Source organism: Pseudomonas kribbensis (assembly GCF_003352185.1).
Lineage (GTDB): Bacteria > Pseudomonadota > Gammaproteobacteria > Pseudomonadales > Pseudomonadaceae > Aquipseudomonas > Aquipseudomonas kribbensis.
The window spans coordinates 4,289,440-4,311,405 of the sequence record NZ_CP029608.1 but is presented as its reverse complement, the minus strand read 5'-3'; the positions used below and the strand labels follow the sequence as shown (position 1 = coordinate 4,311,405).

At 59.7% G+C, this 21,966-nt stretch carries 13 protein-coding genes, 2 tRNA genes and 3 rRNA genes; 16 read left to right on the top strand and 2 right to left on the bottom strand.

What is annotated here, in order from left to right:
• Positions 1 to 170 precede the first annotated feature (170 nt).
• The 6 genes from DLD99_RS19585 to mrdA all read left to right on the top strand — a co-directional run bounded on the left by DLD99_RS19585 (position 171) and on the right by mrdA (position 7,477).
• Positions 171 to 1,707: ribosomal RNA gene (locus tag DLD99_RS19585) — 16S ribosomal RNA — on the top strand.
• An 81-nt stretch (positions 1,708 to 1,788) separates the two neighbouring features.
• Positions 1,789 to 1,865 (top strand) — tRNA-Ile (locus DLD99_RS19580).
• A 30-nt stretch (positions 1,866 to 1,895) separates the two neighbouring features.
• Positions 1,896 to 1,971, top strand: a tRNA-Ala gene (locus tag DLD99_RS19575).
• A 243-nt stretch (positions 1,972 to 2,214) separates the two neighbouring features.
• Positions 2,215 to 5,105: ribosomal RNA gene (locus DLD99_RS19570) — 23S ribosomal RNA — on the top strand.
• 150 nt (positions 5,106 to 5,255) lie between these two features.
• Positions 5,256 to 5,371: ribosomal RNA gene (gene rrf / locus DLD99_RS19565) — 5S ribosomal RNA — on the top strand.
• The 16S, 23S and 5S rRNA genes sit together here with 2 tRNA genes alongside, the layout of an rRNA operon.
• Positions 5,372 to 5,584: 213 nt before the next feature.
• The gene (gene mrdA / locus DLD99_RS19560) at positions 5,585 to 7,477 is read left to right on the top strand and encodes a penicillin-binding protein 2 (RefSeq protein ID WP_085713108.1); all 1,893 of its coding nucleotides are present in this window, start codon (positions 5,585 to 5,587) and stop codon (positions 7,475 to 7,477) included.
• Positions 7,478 to 7,489: 12 nt separating this feature from the next.
• On the opposite strand, the gene DLD99_RS19555 is transcribed toward mrdA, so the two are convergent.
• Positions 7,490 to 8,449: a LysR family transcriptional regulator gene (locus DLD99_RS19555; RefSeq protein WP_114884440.1), complete on the bottom strand. Its 960-nt coding sequence runs from the start codon at positions 8,447 to 8,449 to the stop codon at positions 7,490 to 7,492.
• 145 nt (positions 8,450 to 8,594) lie between these two features.
• On the opposite strand from DLD99_RS19555, the gene DLD99_RS19550 reads away from it, so the two are divergent.
• The 3 genes from DLD99_RS19550 to DLD99_RS19540 are packed head-to-tail and all read left to right on the top strand — an operon-like array spanning position 8,595 to position 11,574.
• Positions 8,595 to 9,896, top strand: coding sequence for an MFS transporter (locus tag DLD99_RS19550; protein ID WP_114884438.1), 1,302 nt, complete (start codon positions 8,595 to 8,597; stop codon positions 9,894 to 9,896).
• Positions 9,893 to 10,648, top strand: a complete 756-nt coding sequence (locus DLD99_RS19545; protein WP_114884437.1) for a class II aldolase/adducin family protein — start codon at positions 9,893 to 9,895, stop codon at positions 10,646 to 10,648. Before DLD99_RS19550 ends, DLD99_RS19545 begins: the two co-directional genes overlap by 4 nt.
• Positions 10,645 to 11,574 (top strand): 2-hydroxyacid dehydrogenase, encoded by a 930-nt coding sequence (locus DLD99_RS19540; protein WP_114884435.1) that lies wholly within the window; start codon positions 10,645 to 10,647, stop codon positions 11,572 to 11,574. Before DLD99_RS19545 ends, DLD99_RS19540 begins: the two co-directional genes overlap by 4 nt.
• Here the strand turns inward: DLD99_RS19540 and DLD99_RS19535 are convergent.
• A complete protein-coding gene (locus DLD99_RS19535; RefSeq protein ID WP_114884433.1) occupies positions 11,568 to 12,503 on the bottom strand; it encodes a LysR family transcriptional regulator in 936 nt (311 codons plus the stop codon). The genes DLD99_RS19540 and DLD99_RS19535 overlap by 7 nt on opposite strands.
• Positions 12,504 to 12,666: 163 nt before the next feature.
• On the opposite strand from DLD99_RS19535, the gene DLD99_RS19530 reads away from it, so the two are divergent.
• From DLD99_RS19530 to qhpG, 7 genes are all read left to right on the top strand, one after another.
• Complete coding sequence (locus DLD99_RS19530; protein ID WP_114884431.1) at positions 12,667 to 13,977, top strand: MFS transporter; 1,311 nt, start codon at positions 12,667 to 12,669, stop codon at positions 13,975 to 13,977.
• Positions 13,978 to 13,999: 22 nt separating this feature from the next.
• Complete coding sequence (locus DLD99_RS19525; protein WP_114884429.1) at positions 14,000 to 15,238, top strand: Zn-dependent hydrolase; 1,239 nt, start codon at positions 14,000 to 14,002, stop codon at positions 15,236 to 15,238.
• A 3-nt stretch (positions 15,239 to 15,241) separates the two neighbouring features.
• Complete coding sequence (locus DLD99_RS19520; protein WP_114884427.1) at positions 15,242 to 16,267, top strand: histone deacetylase family protein; 1,026 nt, start codon at positions 15,242 to 15,244, stop codon at positions 16,265 to 16,267.
• 117 nt (positions 16,268 to 16,384) lie between these two features.
• Complete coding sequence (locus DLD99_RS19515; protein ID WP_114884426.1) at positions 16,385 to 18,289, top strand: sigma-54-dependent Fis family transcriptional regulator; 1,905 nt, start codon at positions 16,385 to 16,387, stop codon at positions 18,287 to 18,289.
• Positions 18,289 to 20,007, top strand: a complete 1,719-nt coding sequence (locus DLD99_RS19510) for an ABC transporter ATP-binding protein (RefSeq protein WP_114884424.1) — start codon at positions 18,289 to 18,291, stop codon at positions 20,005 to 20,007. Before DLD99_RS19515 ends, DLD99_RS19510 begins: the two co-directional genes overlap by 1 nt.
• Positions 19,997 to 20,674 carry a subtilisin-like serine protease QhpE gene (gene qhpE / locus DLD99_RS19505; RefSeq protein WP_114884422.1) on the top strand — a complete coding sequence of 226 codons (678 nt, stop codon included), beginning with the start codon at positions 19,997 to 19,999 and terminating at the stop codon, positions 20,672 to 20,674. The genes DLD99_RS19510 and qhpE overlap by 11 nt, the downstream gene beginning before the upstream one ends.
• Complete coding sequence (qhpG, locus tag DLD99_RS19500) at positions 20,671 to 21,966, top strand: flavin-dependent monooxygenase QhpG (protein ID WP_114884421.1); 1,296 nt, start codon at positions 20,671 to 20,673, stop codon at positions 21,964 to 21,966. The genes qhpE and qhpG overlap by 4 nt, the downstream gene beginning before the upstream one ends.

The following is a 21,966-nucleotide window of genomic DNA, read 5'->3' as shown; positions in this document are numbered from 1 at the left end:
TAACCAACCGCTCTTTAACAACTGAATCAAGCAATTCGTGTGGGTGCTTGTGGAGTCAGACTGATAGTCAACAAGATTATCAGCATCACAAGTTGCTCCGCGAGAAATCAAAGATGTAACCAACGATTGCTGAGCCAAGTTTAGGGTTTCTTAAAAACCCAAAGATGTTTGAACTGAAGAGTTTGATCATGGCTCAGATTGAACGCTGGCGGCAGGCCTAACACATGCAAGTCGAGCGGATGAAGGGAGCTTGCTCCTGGATTCAGCGGCGGACGGGTGAGTAATGCCTAGGAATCTGCCTGGTAGTGGGGGACAACGTTTCGAAAGGAACGCTAATACCGCATACGTCCTACGGGAGAAAGCAGGGGACCTTCGGGCCTTGCGCTATCAGATGAGCCTAGGTCGGATTAGCTAGTTGGTGAGGTAATGGCTCACCAAGGCGACGATCCGTAACTGGTCTGAGAGGATGATCAGTCACACTGGAACTGAGACACGGTCCAGACTCCTACGGGAGGCAGCAGTGGGGAATATTGGACAATGGGCGAAAGCCTGATCCAGCCATGCCGCGTGTGTGAAGAAGGTCTTCGGATTGTAAAGCACTTTAAGTTGGGAGGAAGGGTTGTAGATTAATACTCTGCAATTTTGACGTTACCGACAGAATAAGCACCGGCTAACTCTGTGCCAGCAGCCGCGGTAATACAGAGGGTGCAAGCGTTAATCGGAATTACTGGGCGTAAAGCGCGCGTAGGTGGTTCGTTAAGTTGGATGTGAAATCCCCGGGCTCAACCTGGGAACTGCATCCAAAACTGGCGAGCTAGAGTATGGTAGAGGGTGGTGGAATTTCCTGTGTAGCGGTGAAATGCGTAGATATAGGAAGGAACACCAGTGGCGAAGGCGACCACCTGGACTGATACTGACACTGAGGTGCGAAAGCGTGGGGAGCAAACAGGATTAGATACCCTGGTAGTCCACGCCGTAAACGATGTCAACTAGCCGTTGGGAGCCTTGAGCTCTTAGTGGCGCAGCTAACGCATTAAGTTGACCGCCTGGGGAGTACGGCCGCAAGGTTAAAACTCAAATGAATTGACGGGGGCCCGCACAAGCGGTGGAGCATGTGGTTTAATTCGAAGCAACGCGAAGAACCTTACCAGGCCTTGACATCCAATGAACTTTCCAGAGATGGATTGGTGCCTTCGGGAACATTGAGACAGGTGCTGCATGGCTGTCGTCAGCTCGTGTCGTGAGATGTTGGGTTAAGTCCCGTAACGAGCGCAACCCTTGTCCTTAGTTACCAGCACGTTATGGTGGGCACTCTAAGGAGACTGCCGGTGACAAACCGGAGGAAGGTGGGGATGACGTCAAGTCATCATGGCCCTTACGGCCTGGGCTACACACGTGCTACAATGGTCGGTACAAAGGGTTGCCAAGCCGCGAGGTGGAGCTAATCCCATAAAACCGATCGTAGTCCGGATCGCAGTCTGCAACTCGACTGCGTGAAGTCGGAATCGCTAGTAATCGCGAATCAGAATGTCGCGGTGAATACGTTCCCGGGCCTTGTACACACCGCCCGTCACACCATGGGAGTGGGTTGCACCAGAAGTAGCTAGTCTAACCTTCGGGAGGACGGTTACCACGGTGTGATTCATGACTGGGGTGAAGTCGTAACAAGGTAGCCGTAGGGGAACCTGCGGCTGGATCACCTCCTTAATCGACGACATCAGCTGCTCCATAAGTTCCCACACGAATTGCTTGATTCATTGAAGAAGACGAAAGAAGCAGCCCGAAATTGGGTCTGTAGCTCAGTTGGTTAGAGCGCACCCCTGATAAGGGTGAGGTCGGCAGTTCGAATCTGCCCAGACCCACCAATTTTGTGTGGGAAACGCCTGTAGAAATACGGGGCCATAGCTCAGCTGGGAGAGCGCCTGCCTTGCACGCAGGAGGTCAGCGGTTCGATCCCGCTTGGCTCCACCACTACTGCTTCTGAAGTAAGAGCTTAGAAATGAGCATTCCATCGTGTGATGGTGAATGTTGATTTCTAGTCTTTGACTAGTTCGTTCTTTAAAAATTTGGGTATGTGATAGAAAGATAGACTGAACGCCACTTTCACTGGTGGTGATCAGGCTAAGGTAAAATTTGTGAGTTCTCTTAGTTGAGAAATTCGAATTTTCGGCGAATGTCGTCTTCACAGTATAACCAGATTGCTTGGGGTTATATGGTCAAGTGAAGAAGCGCATACGGTGGATGCCTTGGCAGTCAGAGGCGATGAAAGACGTGGTAGCCTGCGAAAAGCTTCGGGGAGTCGGCAAACAGACTTTGATCCGGAGATGTCTGAATGGGGGAACCCAGCCATCACAAGATGGTTATCTTGCACTGAATACATAGGTGCAAGAGGCGAACCAGGGGAACTGAAACATCTAAGTACCCTGAGGAAAAGAAATCAACCGAGATTCCCTTAGTAGTGGCGAGCGAACGGGGACTAGCCCTTAAGTGGCTTTGAGATTAGCGGAACGCTCTGGAAAGTGCGGCCATAGTGGGTGATAGCCCTGTACGCGAAAATCTCTTAGTCATGAAATCGAGTAGGACGGAGCACGAGAAACTTTGTCTGAATATGGGGGGACCATCCTCCAAGGCTAAATACTACTGACTGACCGATAGTGAACTAGTACCGTGAGGGAAAGGCGAAAAGAACCCCGGAGAGGGGAGTGAAATAGATCCTGAAACCGTATGCGTACAAGCAGTGGGAGCAGACTTTGTTCTGTGACTGCGTACCTTTTGTATAATGGGTCAGCGACTTATTTTCAGTGGCGAGCTTAACCGAATAGGGGAGGCGTAGCGAAAGCGAGTCTTAATAGGGCGTCTAGTCGCTGGGAATAGACCCGAAACCGGGCGATCTATCCATGGGCAGGTTGAAGGTTAGGTAACACTGACTGGAGGACCGAACCGACTACCGTTGAAAAGTTAGCGGATGACCTGTGGATCGGAGTGAAAGGCTAATCAAGCTCGGAGATAGCTGGTTCTCCTCGAAAGCTATTTAGGTAGCGCCTCATGTATCACTGTAGGGGGTAGAGCACTGTTTCGGCTAGGGGGTCATCCCGACTTACCAAACCGATGCAAACTCCGAATACCTACAAGTGCCGAGCATGGGAGACACACGGCGGGTGCTAACGTCCGTCGTGAAAAGGGAAACAACCCAGACCGTCAGCTAAGGTCCCAAAGTTATGGTTAAGTGGGAAACGATGTGGGAAGGCTTAGACAGCTAGGAGGTTGGCTTAGAAGCAGCCACCCTTTAAAGAAAGCGTAATAGCTCACTAGTCGAGTCGGCCTGCGCGGAAGATGTAACGGGGCTCAAACCATACACCGAAGCTACGGGTATCACGCAAGTGATGCGGTAGAGGAGCGTTCTGTAAGCCTGTGAAGGTGAGTTGAGAAGCTTGCTGGAGGTATCAGAAGTGCGAATGCTGACATGAGTAACGACAATGGGTGTGAAAAACACCCACGCCGAAAGACCAAGGTTTCCTGCGCAACGTTAATCGACGCAGGGTTAGTCGGTCCCTAAGGCGAGGCTGAAAAGCGTAGTCGATGGAAAACAGGTTAATATTCCTGTACTTCTGGTTATTGCGATGGAGGGACGGAGAAGGCTAGGCCAGCTTGGCGTTGGTTGTCCAAGTTTAAGGTGGTAGGCTGGAATCTTAGGTAAATCCGGGATTCTAAGGCCGAGAGCTGATGACGAGTTGCCTTTAGGCGACGAAGTGGTTGATGCCATGCTTCCAAGAAAAGCTTCTAAGCTTCAGATAACCAGGAACCGTACCCCAAACCGACACAGGTGGTTGGGTAGAGAATACCAAGGCGCTTGAGAGAACTCGGGTGAAGGAACTAGGCAAAATGGCACCGTAACTTCGGGAGAAGGTGCGCCGGTGAGGGTGAAGGACTTGCTCCGTAAGCCCATGCCGGTCGAAGATACCAGGCCGCTGCGACTGTTTATTAAAAACACAGCACTCTGCAAACACGAAAGTGGACGTATAGGGTGTGACGCCTGCCCGGTGCCGGAAGGTTAATTGATGGGGTTAGCTAACGCGAAGCTCTTGATCGAAGCCCCGGTAAACGGCGGCCGTAACTATAACGGTCCTAAGGTAGCGAAATTCCTTGTCGGGTAAGTTCCGACCTGCACGAATGGCGTAACGATGGCGGCGCTGTCTCCACCCGAGACTCAGTGAAATTGAAATCGCTGTGAAGATGCAGTGTATCCGCGGCTAGACGGAAAGACCCCGTGAACCTTTACTATAGCTTTGCACTGGACTTTGAATTTGCTTGTGTAGGATAGGTGGGAGGCTTTGAAGCGTGGACGCCAGTTCGCGTGGAGCCATCCTTGAAATACCACCCTGGCAACTTTGAGGTTCTAACTCAGGTCCGTTATCCGGATCGAGGACAGTGTATGGTGGGTAGTTTGACTGGGGCGGTCTCCTCCTAAAGAGTAACGGAGGAGTACGAAGGTGCGCTCAGACCGGTCGGAAATCGGTCGTAGAGTATAAAGGCAAAAGCGCGCTTGACTGCGAGACAGACACGTCGAGCAGGTACGAAAGTAGGTCTTAGTGATCCGGTGGTTCTGTATGGAAGGGCCATCGCTCAACGGATAAAAGGTACTCCGGGGATAACAGGCTGATACCGCCCAAGAGTTCATATCGACGGCGGTGTTTGGCACCTCGATGTCGGCTCATCACATCCTGGGGCTGAAGCCGGTCCCAAGGGTATGGCTGTTCGCCATTTAAAGTGGTACGCGAGCTGGGTTTAGAACGTCGTGAGACAGTTCGGTCCCTATCTGCCGTGGACGTTTGAGATTTGAGAGGGGCTGCTCCTAGTACGAGAGGACCGGAGTGGACGAACCTCTGGTGTTCCGGTTGTCACGCCAGTGGCATTGCCGGGTAGCTATGTTCGGAAAAGATAACCGCTGAAAGCATCTAAGCGGGAAACTTGCCTCAAGATGAGATCTCACTGGAACCTTGAGTTCCCTGAAGGGCCGTCGAAGACTACGACGTTGATAGGTTGGGTGTGTAAGCGCTGTGAGGCGTTGAGCTAACCAATACTAATTGCCCGTGAGGCTTGACCATATAACACCCAAGCAATTTGTGCTTAAGAGCCAGATTGCGGTGTGTGAAGACGCAATGAACCGAAAGTTCGACGCTCACAAAGCACCGAAAACTATCCATACCCAATTTGCTGAAGCGAGGCCATCCGGTCACGAGTCAGTACCCGAATTTCTTGACGACCATAGAGCGTTGGAACCACCTGATCCCATCCCGAACTCAGAAGTGAAACGATGCATCGCCGATGGTAGTGTGGGGTTTCCCCATGTGAGAGTAGGTCATCGTCAAGATTAAATTCCGAAACCCCAATTGCGAAAGCAATTGGGGTTTTGTTTTGCCCGCGAGAAAATCCTGGAAGAGTAGGCCGGGCGTCGTGATCGCAACCACTGGGGAAATCCTTCTGAAATGACCGCCCGGTTTTTGGTATGGTGCAGCTCGTTTTTAACGGACTGATGTCTCGCCCACGGATCGGCGCTCATTTTTGTCAAAGAGTTGCTGCAGAAATGCCTGAACCAATCCCCATCAAGGACCACGAAAAAGAGACGCGCCTGGTCAACAAACGGCTGGTTGCCTGTGCCTTGTTCGTCTTCGCGATAAGCTGTGCGCTGGTGGTGCGCCTGTACATCCTGCAAGTGGTTGAGTTCGACTACCACTCGACCATCTCCGAAAACAACCGTGTCCATGTCCTGCCAATCCCGCCAACACGCGGGTTGATTTACGACCGCAACGGCGTGCTGCTGGCCGACAACCGTCCCAGTTACAACCTGATCATCACCCGCGAACGTGCCACTGATGTCAATCAGGAGCTGGACGAAGTCATCAGTCTCCTGCACCTGCCCGCGGAAGATCGTTCGGTCTTCGACAAGGCCATGAAACAGTCGCGTCACCCGTTTACACCGGTGACCCTGTTCTATGAACTGACCGAAGAACAGATTGCCGTGCTGGCGGTCAACGAGTTCCGCTTGCCGGGGCTGGATGTCGAACCGCAGTTCGTTCGTCACTACCCGCTCGGCGCGCACTTCGCCCACTCGATCGGCTATGTCGGTCGCATCAACGAAAAAGAATCCAAGACGCTCGACTCCGTCGAGTACCGCGGCACCCAATCCATCGGCAAGACGGGCGTAGAGCGTTTCTACGAAGCACAACTGCACGGCCATGTCGGTTACGAGGAAGTGGAAACCAACGCTCAGGGCCGCGTACTGCGTGTCCTCAAGCACACCGACCCAGTGCCCGGCAAAAACATCGTCCTGAGCCTCGACGTCAAGCTTCAGGAAGCCGCCGAAGCCGCGCTGGGCGACCGTCGCGGCTCGGTCGTTGCACTGGATCCATCGACCGGTGAAGTGCTGGCCATGGTCAGCAACCCCAGCTTCGACCCCAACCTGTTCGTGACCGGTATCAGCTCCAAGGAATATTCCGCGCTGCGTGACTCCATCGACCGACCGCTGTTCAACCGCGTGCTGCGCGGCTTGTACGCGCCCGGTTCGACGATCAAGCCCGAGGTGGCAATTGCCGGACTCGACGCTGGCGTAGTCACGCCACAGACCCGCGTCTTTGACCCTGGCTACTACCAACTGCCGGACTTCGACCACAAGTACCGCAACTGGAACCATAGCGGCGACGGCTGGGTGGACATGGATGCGGCGATCATGCGCTCCAACGATACCTACTTCTACGACCTGGCGCACAAGCTCGGCATCGATCGCTTGCACGACTACATGGCGATGTTCGGCCTCGGCGAGAAAGTCTCCCTGGACATGTTCGAAGAGTCTCCTGGCCTGATGCCGTCCCAGGCCTGGAAGCGCGCCACCCGGCGTCAGGCGTGGTTCCCCGGTGAGACAGTGATTCTCGGCATCGGCCAGGGCTACATGCAGGTCACACCGCTGCAGCTGGCTCAGGCCACAGCACTGATTGCCAACAAAGGTGTATGGAATCGTCCACATCTCGCTAAAACCGTCGACGGTGTGCCGCCGGTAGATGAACACCCGATGCCGAACATCCTGCTCAAGGATCCGCGTGACTGGGATCAGGTCAACCACGGCATGCAGATGGTAATGCACGACGCCCGAGGTATCGCCCGCGCCGCTGCCGCCGGTGCGCAGTACCGCATAGCCGGCAAGAGTGGTACGGCGCAGGTGGTGGCGATCAAGCAGGGTGAGCGCTACAACCGCGAGAAAACCCTCGAGCGCCATCGTGACAACGCCTTGTTCGTCGGTTTCGCTCCGGCCGAACATCCGAAGATCGCCATCTCGGTAATGATCGAAAACGGTGAGGCGGGGGGGCGAGTCGCAGGCCCTGTGGTGCGGCAGATCATGGACGCCTGGCTACTCGACCAGGACGGTCACCTCAAGCCGCAGTACGCGGCGCCGACCAAGGCACCGGGCGATCCACACGTGTAATCTGCCACAGCTTCACAGCACAGGCTCACGCAAGCTGAGCATGTGCTGGAAGCTGTCGAGGAACACCGTTTCCGCCTGAGTCATCTTCTGTTCGCGATTCCACAACAGCTGGATATCGAAATCCACCACCCCATCCTCCGGGGGCAATCGCCACAGCAAGCCCTGTTCGACATCCCTTCGGACCAGGTGAGTCGGCAGACAGCCAATGCCGAATCCTGCACAGATCAAGCGGTAAATCTCTTCGAAACTGGTAGAGGAGGCGACAATCTTGCCGGTAAAGCCCTGCTGGTCACGAAACAGCGTCAACGGCGAAAGATTGCCGCCAAGCTGATCGCTGGTGAAGCTGACAAAGTTCTCCGCCGCCAATTGCTCCAGCGTCAGATTCTGTTGTCCGAACAGTCGATGCCGCTGCCCGCAAAAGTACGCATAGCGCTCACGAAACAGCACCCGTTGCTCCAGCCTTGGCTGAGGCAGGCGACATAATCCGACACCGACCGTCGCGGTCTTTTGCAGCAGTGAGCTGATGATGTTCGAACTGCCCATCACTTCGACTTCCAGCTCGATTTTCGGGTGAGTTTCGTGGAAGTCCGCAAGAAACTCATCGTAATGCCGCGCCTGTACGCCGCTGACAGTGAGGATACGGATCTTGCCGACTACGTCGTCATGGCGGTTCTCGACCACGGTGCCCAAACGGGAAATATCGCCGTAGATATCCGCCGCAATCCGCAGGACTTCCTCCCCGGTTTCCGTCAGATCAAAGCGCCGTCCGCTGCGCGCAATCAACACACAATCCAGTTGTTCTTCGAGACGTTTCAACGCCTGGCTGACCGCCGACTGAGTAATGTGCAATCGCGCAGCGGCGCGGCTCATGCTGCCTTCCTGACCGATCACCAAGTAAGTGCGCAGCAGGTTCCAGTCGAGCCGGTCGTTGAGAAAACGTCGGCCGGTCCAGGGATTCGAGGAAGAGCTCATGCAGTAGCCACGCTAATAGTAAAGATAAGTTTTTGAAAATTGACTAATCCTTTCACGGAAGCGATAAAGCCCACAAGCGCCACAGAGCGCGACCGTCAGCCGCCTCGACACCTGCCCAAAAACTATAAATACACAGGGTTCTTGCATGCACACCACCGCTCAGCCGCGTCGCGCCGCGGCCGCTGCCTTCATTGGCACGACCATCGAATTCTACGATTTCTACATCTATGCCACCGCCGCCGCACTGGTGCTCGGGCAAGTGTTCTTTCCCAGCAGCGACCCGGTGACCAGCACGCTCGCCGCGTTCGGCAGTTTCGCCGTTGGTTTCATCGCCCGCCCGATGGCCGGCATGGTGTTCGGACACCTGGGCGACCGTCTCGGCCGCAAGAAAATGTTGCTGGTGACCATGGCACTGATGGGCCTGGCCACCGCCGGCATCGGTCTGCTGCCGAGTTACGCCAGCGTCGGTATCTGGGCGCCGATCGGGTTGATTGTTCTCCGTTTGATCCAGGGCATTTCCGTTGGCGGCGAGTGGGGCGGGGCGGTGCTGATGGCCAGCGAGCACGCCCCGGCCAAACGCAAGACCTTCTACGCCTCGTTCGCCCAGCTCGGCAGCCCGGCGGGTTTGCTGCTGGCGTTGATCGCGTTCCGACTGGTCACGTCGCTGTCGCCGGAAGACTTCCTCGCCTGGGGCTGGCGTCTGCCGTTTCTCGCCAGCGGTGTGCTGATGATGGTCGGGTTGATGATCCGCTCCGGGGTGCATGAATCGCCGGAATTCGCCAAGGCCAAAGACAACAACGAAACCGCGAAATACCCGGTGAAGGATGTTATCCGTCAGTGCTGGCGACAGATCCTGTTCGCGGCCGCCGCCGTGACCATCGGCTCGGCCGGTTTCTTCTTCACCAACACCTTCATGATCACCTATGTCACCCAATATCAGGGTATTCCCCGGGCGACCATTCTCGACTGTCTGTTCCTGGTGACGATCATTCAACTGCTCTCGCAACCGCTGTCGGCGGTGCTCGCCGAGCGCATCGGCGAAGGGCGGTTCCTGATGCTGGTCGCGTTGCTGTGCATGGTCACGCCGTACCCGATGTTCCTGCTCGTCGGCACTCAAAACATTCTGTTGATGACCCTCGGCATCGCCATCGCGGTGGTGATTCTCTCAGCGCTGTACGCGGTGATCGCCGGGTACATGACCCAGGCGTTCCCGGTGCATCTGCGCTACTCGGGCATTTCCATCGCTTACCAGTTGAGTTGCGCGGTCGCCGGGGGCACCACGCCACTGATCGGCACGCTGCTGGCCAGCAAGTTTTCCGGGCAATGGCTGCCGTTGGCGGTGTTCTTCACGCTGCTGTCCGCTCTTTCCCTGATCGGTGTCTGTGGCCTCGCGCGTCTGCGGGCCAACCCGGTCGTCCTTCATACAAGCAAAGAGGTGTATTCGTGAGTAAACCCGCCCACATCGACCCGATCGAATGGCAAGCCCGTTGCGAGCTCGCCGCGTTGTACCGCCTGATCGCGCACTTTCGCATGACCGACCTGATCGACACCCACATCACCCTGCGGATTCCGGGGCCGGAGCATCATTTCCTGATCAACCGCTACGGCGTGATCTTCGACCGCATGCGCGCCTCCGATCTGGTGCGCATCGATCAGGACGGGCGCATCGTCGACCCTGAATATGCAGGGCATCGGGTCAATGCCGCCGGCTTCGTGATCCACTCGGCAATCCACATGGCCCGACCGGATCTGAACTGCGTGATCCACACCCATACCGCCGCCGGCATGGCCGTCGCCGCGCAGAAACAGGGCCTTCTGCCGATCAGTCAGCACGCGCTGAAGTTCTACGGAAAACTCGCTTATCACACCTACGAAGGCATCGCCTTGTCGCTGGATGAGCGCGAACGTTTGATCGCCGACCTCGGCCCGCACCGGGCGATGATCCTGCGCAATCACGGTTTGCTGGTCGGCGGTTCCGGCGTGGCTCAGGCGTTCCAGGAAATCCATTTCCTGGAACGCGCCTGTCAGGCTCAAGTGCAGGCGCTGGCCGGCGGTTGCGAGCTGCATTTCCCGTCGCCGGAAGTCTGCGACCACACCGCCGAACAGTTCGACCGCGATGAACAGGACAACATCATCGACCTGGCCTGGGAGGCCGCCCTGACCCTGATCGAATCCCAGCGCGAGTCCTATCTGTCATGAACACCGTTGCACTGATGTCCCGCGACAGGCTGTTGCTCAAACAATTGCAGGAAGCCTTTGCCCGACGCGCGCCGCAGCTTTCGGCGGTGCTGGCCGATGATCCCCGGGCGGCGAATGCGCAGATTGCAGCGTGCTGGTTTCCGCTGCCGGACAGCCTCGCCGCGTTACCCAATCTGCAAGTGATTCACTCGGTCGCCGCCGGCATCGATCATCTGGAGCACGATCCGTCGTGCCCGGATCTGCCGGTGTGCCGGGTGGTCGATCCCGGCCATCGCCAAGGCATGACCGAATACGTGCGCTGGGCGGTGATTCACTACCATCGCGGCTTCGATCAAGTCCTTGAGCAACAGCGCCAACAGCATTGGGAGAGGCCCCTGCAACGCCCGGCCCATGAGTTCCGGATCGGTGTGATGGGGCTCGGTTCACTTGGCAGCGCGATTGCGCAGGACCTGGCAACCGCTGGTTACGACGTGCGAGGCTGGGCGCGCAGCAGCAAGGATCTGCCGGGCGTGCAGACCTTCGCCGGCACTGATGCCTTCAATCCATTTCTCGACGGCGTGGAGTTGCTGATCAATCTGTTGCCACTCACTCACGAAACACGCGGCATCCTCAATCGCCAGACCTTCGAACGACTGGCCAACGGCGCGGCACTGGTCAACGTCGGGCGCGGTGGGCATCTGAACATCGAAGATCTGCAACAGGCCCTGGCCCGTGGAAAACTGCGCGGTGCGCTGCTCGATGTCTTCGAGCAGGAACCGCTGCCCGCCAATCATCCGCTGTGGAAAACCCCGGGCGTGAACATCACACCGCACATGGCTTCGGCGGCGTCTCATGACTGCATCGCCGAGCAGATCGCCGAGAACTTCCGCCGTCTGAATGCCGGCGAACCGTTGCTAAACAGCGCGGATCGGCTGCTCGGTTACTGATCCGCCAGACAGGCCTGCAAGCGCTCGATGAACAGCGTCTCGGCGCGGCTCATGCGCTGATCGCGGTTCCACAGCAGATGAATGTCGACATCGGCGATCCCTTCGTGGGGCGGCAGGCGCCAGAGCAATCCGGCCTCGACGTCCGCCGCCACCACGTGCTCTGGCAGGCAACCGATGCCGAACCCGGCGATCACCAGGCGCCGCACTTCTTCCAGGCTTGGCGATGACGCGACGATGCGTCCGCTGAAGCCTTGTTGGTCGCGAAAAATCGTCAGTGGCGAGAGCATTCCACCAATCTGGTCACTGGTGAAACTGACGAAATTCTCCCGCTGCAGATCGCCTTCGCCGATGTCCTGTCGGCCGAACAGCGCGTGGTGTTTGCCGCAGAAAAACGCGTAGCGCTGACGCAGGAACAGACGCTGTTCCAGACGCGGTTGAGGGCGGCGATTGAGGCTCAGGCCAAGGGTCGCAGTTTTCTCCTGAAGCGCGCTGACGATGTCCGAACTGCGCATCACATCGACCTCCAGATCCACCCTTGGATACTGCCGGTGGAAGTCAGCGAGAAAGTCATCGAAACGCTCGGAAAAGATCCGACTGATGATCAGCAGCCGCACCTTGCCGATCACTTCGTCGGCCGGTTGCTCCAGCAGGCTGCTGACCTGGGACATCTGCCCGTAGATCTCGCCGGCCAGTTCGAAAATCTGCTCGCCGACTTCGGTGAGGGCAAAGCGCGGACCGCGACGGGCAATCAACTGGCGACCCAGTTGCTCCTCCAGACGCTTGAGCGCCTGGCTCACCGCCGGTTGCGTCAGGTGCAGACGCGCGGCGGCGCGGCTGATGCTCAGCTCCTGGCCGATCACCCGGAAGGTGCGCAGCAGGTTCCAGTCGAGGCGGTCGTTGAGCAGGCGCTGGGCGTCGCGTTCGGCCATGGGATTTCTCGATTATAAGGTTGGGTAATAGTCGGAATAATAAATAGAAAATTGACTAATCATAGCCCCGGAACGATAAATCACCTCCAGACAGGCGCCGTCAGAGTGCCTCGGATTTGCCGTTTCCCTCCTGCCAGAAAAACAATCAAAGGAGCCCGACCCCATGAAGCCTCACGCTTCGAACCAGCCGCGCCGTGCGGCGGCCGCAGCCTTCATCGGCACCATGATCGAGTGGTACGACTTTTACATCTACGCCACCGCCGCCGCACTGGTGTTCGGCGCGCTGTTCTTTCCTTCCGACGATCCGCTGTTCAGCACCATGGCCGCGTTCGGCACCTTCGCCGTGGGCTTCTTCGCCCGGCCGTTGGGCGGGATCATTTTTGGCCATATCGGTGACCGTATCGGCCGCAAGAAATCCCTGATCATCACGCTGCTGATGATGGGCGTAGTGACGGTGTGCATCGGTCTGCTACCGACCTACGCGCAGATCGGCGCGGCGGCACCGGTGCTGTTGATTCTGCTGCGCATCGTCCAGGGCATCGCCGTCGGTGGCGAGTGGGGCGGGGCGGTGCTGATGGCCGGCGAGCATGCGCCGAAGGGCCGGCGCAATTTCTTCGCGTCGTTCGCGCAATTGGGCAGCCCGGCGGGGTTGATCCTGTCGCTGCTGGCTTTCAGCGCGGTGACTCGTTTGCCGGAAGAAGATCTGATGAGCTGGGGCTGGCGCCTGCCGTTTCTCGCCAGTGCGCTGTTGCTGCTGGTGGGCCTGGCAATTCGTCTGGGCGTGAACGAGTCGCCGGAATTCCTCGCCAGCCGCGAGCAGGCCACCAAGCAAATCAAGAAAGAACAGGCGCCGGTGATGGAAGTGCTGCGCACGGCGTGGCGTCCGCTGCTGCTGTGCATCGGCGCCAACACGCTGGGCATCGCCGGGGTGTATTTCACCAACACCTTCATGATCGCCTACACAACTCAGCAACTGGCGCTGCCACGTTCGCTGATTCTCGAATGCCTGTTTTTCGTCGCGATCATTCAGTTCTGCATTCAACCGCTGGCGGCGTGGACGGCGGAGAAGATCGGCGCGACGCGTTTCCTGTGCCTGGTGTCGCTGCTGGCGATGGCCTCGCCGTATCCGATGTTCGTGTTGGTCAGCTCGGCCCAGGCGCCGCTGATCATCCTCGGCATCGCCCTGGCGGTGGTGTGCATGGCCTCGTTCTACGCGGTGATTGCCGGTTACGTCAGCGGCATGTTCGAGACCCGCGTGCGCTACACCGCGATCTCCCTGGCCTATCAGATTTGCGGTGCGGTGGCCGGCGGCCTGACGCCGCTGATCGGCACGATGCTGGCGCACAAATTCACCGGGCAGTGGTGGCCGATGGCGGTGTTCTACAGCCTGATTGCCGGCATTTCGCTGGTCTGCGTGCTGTCCCTTGCTCGTCGTCACGCGAGCGCCCATCGCGCGGAAATGGCCCGTGCCTAACCCGGAATTTCAGGAGAACCTCATGTTGAAAATCAATGGCGAACGCCTGTGGGCGAGTCTGATGGCCATGGCCGAAATCGGTGCCACTGCCCGGGGCGGCAGCTGCCGTCTGGCGTTGAGCGACGAAGACAAGGCCGGTCGCGAACTGTTCGCCCACTGGTGCCGCGAAGCCGGTATGACCCTGAGCGTTGACGCCATCGGCAACCTGTTCGCCCGCCGCGCCGGCACCGATCCGGACGCCGCCCCGGTGATGATGGGCAGCCACCTCGACACCCAGCCCGAGGGCGGGCGTTTCGATGGCGTCTACGGCGTGCTCGCCGGGCTGGAAGTGGTGCGTTGCCTCAACGACCTGAACATCCAGACCCGCAAACCGCTGGAAGTGGCGGTGTGGACCAACGAAGAAGGCGCGCGTTTCACGCCGGCCATGTTCGGCTCGGCAGTGTTCACCGGAATCATGGATCTAAGTGCTGCGCTGGCTGTTCGTGATGCAAATGGCATCAGCGTTGCTGAAGCCTTGCAGCGTACCGGTTACGCAGGAGAGCGTCCGTTGGGCGGCGCGGTGGATGCGTATTTTGAAGCACACATCGAGCAGGGCCCGATCCTTGAAGACAACGCCAAGAGCATCGGAGTGGTCACGGGCGGTCAGGCGATCCGCTGGCTCGACGTGCGCGTGGAAGGCATGGCCGCCCATGCCGGCACCACGCCGATGCCGCTGCGCAAAGACGCGCTGTACGGCGTGGCGCGGATGATTCAGGCAATCGAAGGTCTGGCGGCAGATTTTGCACCGGAGGGCCTGACCACGGTTGGCGAACTGAGCATCAACAAGTCCTCGCGCAACACCATTCCGGGGCTGGTGAATTTCACCGTAGATCTGCGTCATCACCGCGACGACGCCATTGCTGCCATGGAGCAACAGGTCCGTGCCCGGTTGCAGGCCATCGCCGATGGCCGTGGCCTTAACCTGACGATCACCCCGCACTGGATCAGCCCGGCCACACCGTTCGACGCCGAATGCGTGGCAGCCGTGCAAGAGGCGGTGGATGCGCTGGGCTACGCTCAGCAATCGATTGTCAGCGGCGCCGGCCATGACGCGATTCATCTGGCGCGCTACTGCCCGACGGCGATGGTGTTCATCCCGTGCGTCGGTGGCTTGAGCCACAACGAGGCTGAAGATGTGTTGCCCGAAGACGTGAAGCAGGGCACCGATGTTTTGCTCAACGCCGTGCTGGCCCGCGCCGGTCGAATCGAACAAGGAGTCTGAAGCATGCGCAGTTTTTTCCACCCTGAACAATTGCTCCACCATCCACGCAGCTATTACTCGCGCGGGCAGATGCGCACGCCGCAGGAAGTCCCGGAGCGCGCGCAACGTCTGGTGCAGGCGGCCCACGGTCTGGGCTTCCGTGTCGAGAAACCCGCCGACGCCGGCCTCGCACCGTTGTTGGCGGTGCATGGCTCGCCGTATCTGACCTTTCTTCAGGAAGCGCACGCACGCTGGAAAGAAATCCCGGAAGACTGGGGCGACGAGGTGATGTCGAACATCTTCGTTCGCGAACCCAATGCCTTGCGTGGCATCCTCGCCCAGGCTGCGCGTTACCTGGCGGACGGCAGTTGCCCGGTCGGCGAGCAGACCTGGCGTTCGGCTTATTGGTCAGCGCAAAGCGCAGTGGCCGGGGCTCAGGCACTGATCGATGGCGAGCCGGCGGCCTACGCCTTGTGCCGTCCGCCGGGGCACCATGCCCGGGCCGAAGCGGCCGGAGGTTTCTGCTACGTGAATAACGCGGCGGTGGCGGCGCAGGTGCTGCGCGACAAGTTTGAAAAGGTTGCGGTGCTCGACACTGACATGCACCACGGCCAGGGTATCCAGGAGATTTTCTACGACCGCGACGACGTGCTCTACGTTTCGGTGCATGGCGATCCGACCAACTTCTATCCGGGCGTCGCCGGGTTTGCCGACGAACGCGGCAGCGGCGCGGGGGAGGGTTTCAACCTCAACCTGCCGATGGCCCATGGTTCAAGCGAAGAGGATTTCTTCGGGCAACTGGAAGTTGCGTTGAGCGCGGTGCGCGAGTTCGGTGCCGAGGTGCTGGTGCTGTCGCTGGGCTTCGATATCTATGAGCTTGACCCGCAAAGCAAAGTCGCTGTGACCCGCGAAGGCTTTGCAACACTGGGTGAGCGCATTCGCAGCCTTGGCATGCCGTGCCTGATCGTGCAGGAAGGCGGCTATCACCTGGAAAGTCTCGAAGACAACGCCCGGGCGTTTTTCGTGAATGCCGAGGTGTGGCAGCGCTGAGACGATCCACCTGACGAAGCGCCCTGCGGTGCTTGCCATCGCCCTGACGTTAACGTAAACATTGGCGTCAGGGCGCTGATGTGAAAAAGCGCAAAGCGGACCGCTCCGGAGCGCTTGATGACTCTAATAAAAACAACTGATCCCAAGTCTCACCACGAAGCCCGGCTGGCCCGGGAAAAACTCCATCTCGAAGGGCAGGTCCCGGATGGCGTGTTGCGTGCGGAGATCGATGCTTCGTGGCGGCGCAGCCTGAGCCACGGCGTGCATTTCAATGGCAAGCATGAGCTTGCGCTGGAATCGAGCGCGAGTCTCGATGTGTTGCTGGCGAGCAATCGCCTGCTGATCGATGCGGCGATTCCGGCCATCGATTACCTGGCCGAACGTCAGGGCAAGGAAGGCCTGATCATCCTCGCCAATTCCGACGCCACCATTCTCGCGGTCGAAGGACGTGCCGACCGGCTCAAGGGCAGCGGCCTGCAGGACATCACCCTCGGCGCCTGCTGGAGCGAAGCCGCCCGTGGCACCAACGCCCTCGGTACGGCGCTGGTGGAAGCGCGGCCCACCCTGATCGATTGCGGCGAACACTACCTCGACCGCCTCACCGATTTTTCCTGCACCTCGGTGCCGATCCATTGCCCTCAGGGTGAAATCCTCGGCGTCCTCGACCTGACCCGCGAAGGCCCGCTCGGCCGCGTTCACGACAGCACTGCACTGCTGAGCATGGCGGTCAGCCAGATCGAGAGCCGGGTGTTCAACAACAGCTTTCCCGATCAGATCGTCCTCGCCTTTCACAGCCGTCGGCAGTATCTGGAGTCGCCGTGGCAAGGCTTGTTGGCAGTCAGTCTCGGCGGGCAGATTCTGGCGGTCAGTGCTCAGGCCTGCCAGTTGCTGCGGGCCGAGCGTTCGGCACTGGTCGGCAAGCGCTGTGAGGAATTCCTCGGGGTCGATGGCGTGCAATTGCTGACCCGTCTGCAACAGGGCGGCGTCGGCAGCGTACAGACCGCCAAAGGCGAATTTTTCTACAAGACCCTGCGAGCCCCGGCGCGCTCGGTCAACCTCGGCGGCCCGCCACGCGGCGTGGCGAAAACCGCCAAGGCGCAACCGGATCTGGAAGCACTGGCCGGCAACAACGCCCGTTATGCCCGAGCCTTGCGCATGGCACGCCAAGGTCTGGCCAATGAGTTGCCGGTACTGTTGCTCGGCGAAACCGGCACCGGTAAAGAAGTGATCGCCCGCGCGTTGCACCTGGCCGGCAGTCGCAGCGACAAACCATTTATAGCCGTGAACTGCGCGGCAATTCCCGAAGGCCTGATCGAGTCTGAACTGTTCGGCTACCGCGAAGGCGCGTTCACCGGATCGCGCCGCGGCGGGATGATCGGACGTCTGCAACAAGCCCATGGCGGCACGTTGTTCCTCGATGAAATCGGCGACATGCCGCTGGCCCTGCAGGCGCGTCTGCTGCGCGTTCTTCAAGATCGCAAAGTCGCGCCACTGGGGGCCGGAGAAGAGCAGGACATTGACGTCGCACTGATCTGCGCCACGCACCGCGACCTCAAGCGTCAGGTCGAGGACAAGCAATTCCGCGAAGATCTGTTCTACCGGGTCAACGGCATCAGCGTGATGCTCCCGGCCCTGCGTGAGCGCGATGACTTCGCTGCCCTGGTCACTCGCCTGCTGAGCAAACTCGACGCGCCGAACGCCGTGCTGCACGACGACCTCAATCGCCTGCTCGACGCGTATCACTGGCCGGGCAATATCCGCCAACTGGAAATGGTCTTGCGCACCGCTTTGGCGATGCGCGAACCCGGTGAAACCGTACTGACCCTCGATCACTTGCCGGACAGCATGCTCGACGAACTCTCCGCCAGTGAGAAGCCTCAGACCGGCAGTATTCGCGAAAACGAACTGGAGATGATCCGCCAGTCCCTGGACACCCATCAGGGCAACGTCTCGGCCGCCGCCGACGTCCTGGGCATCAGCCGCGCGACCCTGTATCGCAAACTCAAACAGTTGCGCTCGTGATGCAGCGCCTGTTCGTGCGGCTGATCGACAGCCACAACCCCGCCGCGCTGCAAGCGGCGTTGCGCTGGCTCTACGGGTTCGTAAGGCCGCAACGGCTGGCGATTGCCGGTTTGCTCGGTCTGTCGGTGTGCGCGTCGCTGCTGGTGCTGGTGCAGCCGTGGCTGGTCAAACTGCTGATCGACGACGGGCTGCTGGCGCGCAACTTTCCGATGCTGGTGCTGATCGCGGTGCTGATGATCATCGCCGGGTTGCTTGGCACGGCATTGTCCGGGATCAACCGTTATCTGCACACGCGGCTGTCCGGGCGGATTCTGTTTGCCCTGCGTGACGACCTCTACCGGCATTTGCAGAAGCTGTCGCCAAGCTTCTACGGCCAGCGGCGGATCGGCGATCTGATGTCGCGGCTCGACGGCGATGTGGCAGAGATTCAGCGCTTTGCCGTGGACTCGTTGTTCTCGGCGGTATCGAGTGTGATCGGCTTGGTGGTCGCGATCGCGATGCTGTTCACGCTGTCGTGGAAACTGTCATTGCTGGCGCTGGTGCTGATCCCGCTCGACGTGCTGTGGCTGCGCTGGATGCGGCGCAAGGTCGAGCGCGACGTGCGGCAATTGCGCGAGCGATCGGCGGACATGTCGTCGTTCATGGTCGAGACCTTGCCGGTGATGAAATTCATCCAGTCCGCCGGTCAGCAACAGCGTGAAGCACGACGTCTGGAAAACCTCGGACAGGGCTACATGAACCAGTTGCTACGCCTGCAAGTCACCGAGTTTTTCACCCAGGCAGTGCCCGGCACCTTGACCTCGCTGTCCCGCGCCTGCGCGTTTTTGATCGGCGGTTATTGGGTGGTGCAGGGCACCTGGCAACTCGGTGCGCTGATCGCGTTTTCCACCTATCTGGGAATGGCGGTCGGGCCGGTGCAGAGCCTGTTGGGGCTGTACGTGGCGATCCAGCGCATGACCGTCAGCCTGGGACGAGTCATGGAGTTGCGCGGCGAAGAGCCCACTGTGTTTTCGCCGGTCACGCCAAAACCGTTTCCGACCTCGGGCGAGCTGCGTTTCGACGCGGTGCACTTCAGCCATCCGGGGCGGCCGAGCACGTTGAGCGGCATCGAAGCGACGATTCCCTACGGTCTGAAAGTCGCCTTGAGCGGCGGCTCCGGCGTCGGCAAGTCGACGTTGATCGATCTGCTGCAACGGCATCACGATCCGCAATCCGGGCGGGTGCTGCTCGGCGAAGTGGATCTGCGCGAGCTTGAACTGTTCGAATTGCGCCGGCGCATCGCCGTGGTCAGTCAGGACATCGTGCTGTTTCGCGGCAGCCTGGCCGACAACCTGGCTTACGCAGTGCCGGACGCCAGCCGCGAAGCCATCGCTGAAGTCGCACGGCTGGCGCAACTCGACAGCCTGATCGCGTCGCTGCCCGAAGGCCTCGACAGCCCGTTGGGCGAGCGCGGCCAGCAGTTGTCCGGCGGGCAGAAACAGCGGATCGCGATTGCTCGGGCATTGTTGCAGGACCCGTTGATTCTGGTGCTCGACGAAGCCACGTCGGCCGTCGACGAAGCCACCGAGCGCGAGGTGATCGAAGCCATCGACCGGTTGTTTGCCGGGCGCACGCGGATTCTGATCAGCCATCGTCCGTCGACCCTGGCCGATGCCGACCTGCGTTTCGAGTTGCTCGACGGTGTACTCATTTCGAAAACGGTGCTGCATGAAGCCTGAATTGCGTATCGGCGTGGTCGACAGCGGGCACTCGGCGGCGCAACGGGTGCAGGTGATTGCCGGGCGACGGTTCTCATTGCTGGAGGACGGTCTGGCGGAATCGGAGCTGCGCGACGATCCGCTTGGCCATGGCAGCGCGGTGATCGAGGCGATCAGCCGCCGGGCACCGGCCGCGCAGATGTGTGTGGCTCAGGTGTTCGATCAGCGCGGCATCACCAGCGCCTTGCAGATTTCTTCGGCCATCGATTGGCTGGTGGCGAAGGACGTGCGGCTGATCAATCTGAGTCTGGGCCTGCGGCAGGATCGCAGCCTGTTGCGCCAGGCCTGCGCGGCGGCAGTGGCCCGCGAGGTGTTGCTGTGTGCATCGAGCCCGGCGCAGGGCGCGGCGGTGTTTCCGGCCAGTTATCCGCAAGTATTGCGGGTGACCGGCGACGCCCGTTGCACCGATGAACAGTGGTCCTGGCTCGACAGCGCGCAGGCGGATTTTGCCGCCTGTGTTCGTGGCACCTATCCGGGGCAGTCCGGCGCCAGTCTGGGGTGTGCAGCGTTGAGCGGGCATATTGCCGGTTATCTGCTGGAGCATCCGCAGGCGAGCAATGCCGAGGTCATCGACTGGCTGAAACAGCACGCTCGTTATCGCGATCCTGAACGGCGTTTCGGCCCATGACGCCGATCCTGATTCTCGGTGCCGGGCCGGCGGGCGCTGCGGTGGCGTTGGGGCTGCGGCGGCTTGGTTACACCGTGACGCTGATCAGCGAATGGCGCCGGTTCGCGGCGCTCGAAGGCGTGTCGCAACGGGTGCTGGAGGCGTTGCGCGGTGCCGGGTTGGATCATGCGCTGGCGGGCGCCACGTTGCCGTCCCGGCGACAGGTTTCGTGGAATGGCCAGCAGCATGCGCAGAACATCGAGTTTCTGCTGGATCGCCCGGCCTTTGATCGCGGTCTGCGTGAAGACTTGCGGCTGGCCGGCGTCGAGGTGATTGAAGGTCGAGTCCTCAACGTTCAGTCCTCGGCGGATGGTCATTGGGTCGAACTCGATGGCGGACAGAAGTTGACGACGGATTTCCTGGTGGAAGCTCGGGGGCGACAAGCGCCGGCATCCGGAAAAGGTCTGCGCGGGCCGGAGACGGTCAGCCTGCTCAATCGCTGGCAAGGTACGCCGGGTGTGACCGCCAGCGCCGTGGAAAGCCTTGAGGATGGCTGGGCGTGGATGGCCCGGCGGGACGACGGCCAATGTTATTGGCAATGGACCGTGGACGTAGCCAGTGCCGGGTTGCCGGGCAAGGCGCAGTTGCTCGACCACTGCCGTGCGCGGCGGCAGGCCTCGGATTTTGCTCAAGCGTTCTTTGTCGGCGGGCAGGAATCGGAGCTGCAACTGCACGCTCGCAGCAGCACGGCGATTCTTGCGTCACAGGTCTGCGGTGAAAACTGGATTCGTGTCGGCGACGCGGCGATGGCGGTGGACCCGCTGTCCGGCAACGGGATTTTTCAGTCGCTGTCCTCGGCTTTGCAGGCGCCGGTAGTGATCAACACGCTGTTGCGCAAGCCCGGGCGGGCGGCGCTGGCGCAGCGTTTTCACCAGCAGCGTGTGGAGCAGTTGTTCCTGCGTTTTGCGCGGATCGGTCGGGATTTTTATGCCGATGAACTGCGCTGGCTGAATCGAACATTCTGGCAGACGCGGCGGCATTGGCCCGACGCGGAAGTGGCCCATGCGGCAGCGGATTTTGCCGCGCTTCGGATCGAGCGGATGCCGGTGCTGAGTGACGGGTTTGTCGACGAGGCCGAGGTGGTGATCACAGCGGATCAGCCGCTGGGGATCTGGCATGTGCAAGGCGTGGAGCTGGCGCCGCTGGTGCGGCGGTTGCGCGATGAGCCAGCGGATCAGGTGCTGGCGGGGTTGATGCTCGAGCAAGGGCGAGCCGTTCGTGGGTGGCTGTTGGCTCAGGGTTTCAAACCCTGA

What these genes read in the sequence shown, in the direction of transcription:
- DLD99_RS19520 (WP_114884427.1), top strand. Translation starts at nt 15,242, where the DNA reads ATGCGCAGTTTTTTCCACCCTGAACAATTGCTCCACCATCCACGCAGC.
- DLD99_RS19535 (WP_114884433.1), bottom strand. Translation starts at nt 12,503, where the DNA reads ATGGCCGAACGCGACGCCCAGCGCCTGCTCAACGACCGCCTCGACTGG.
- qhpE (WP_114884422.1), top strand. Translation starts at nt 19,997, where the DNA reads ATGAAGCCTGAATTGCGTATCGGCGTGGTCGACAGCGGGCACTCGGCG.
- mrdA (WP_085713108.1), top strand. Translation starts at nt 5,585, where the DNA reads ATGCCTGAACCAATCCCCATCAAGGACCACGAAAAAGAGACGCGCCTG.
- DLD99_RS19510 (WP_114884424.1), top strand. Translation starts at nt 18,289, where the DNA reads ATGCAGCGCCTGTTCGTGCGGCTGATCGACAGCCACAACCCCGCCGCG.
- DLD99_RS19525 (WP_114884429.1), top strand. Translation starts at nt 14,000, where the DNA reads ATGTTGAAAATCAATGGCGAACGCCTGTGGGCGAGTCTGATGGCCATG.
- qhpG (WP_114884421.1), top strand. Translation starts at nt 20,671, where the DNA reads ATGACGCCGATCCTGATTCTCGGTGCCGGGCCGGCGGGCGCTGCGGTG.
- DLD99_RS19515 (WP_114884426.1), top strand. Translation starts at nt 16,385, where the DNA reads ATGACTCTAATAAAAACAACTGATCCCAAGTCTCACCACGAAGCCCGG.
- DLD99_RS19540 (WP_114884435.1), top strand. Translation starts at nt 10,645, where the DNA reads ATGAACACCGTTGCACTGATGTCCCGCGACAGGCTGTTGCTCAAACAA.
- DLD99_RS19530 (WP_114884431.1), top strand. Translation starts at nt 12,667, where the DNA reads ATGAAGCCTCACGCTTCGAACCAGCCGCGCCGTGCGGCGGCCGCAGCC.
- DLD99_RS19555 (WP_114884440.1), bottom strand. Translation starts at nt 8,449, where the DNA reads ATGAGCTCTTCCTCGAATCCCTGGACCGGCCGACGTTTTCTCAACGAC.
- DLD99_RS19550 (WP_114884438.1), top strand. Translation starts at nt 8,595, where the DNA reads ATGCACACCACCGCTCAGCCGCGTCGCGCCGCGGCCGCTGCCTTCATT.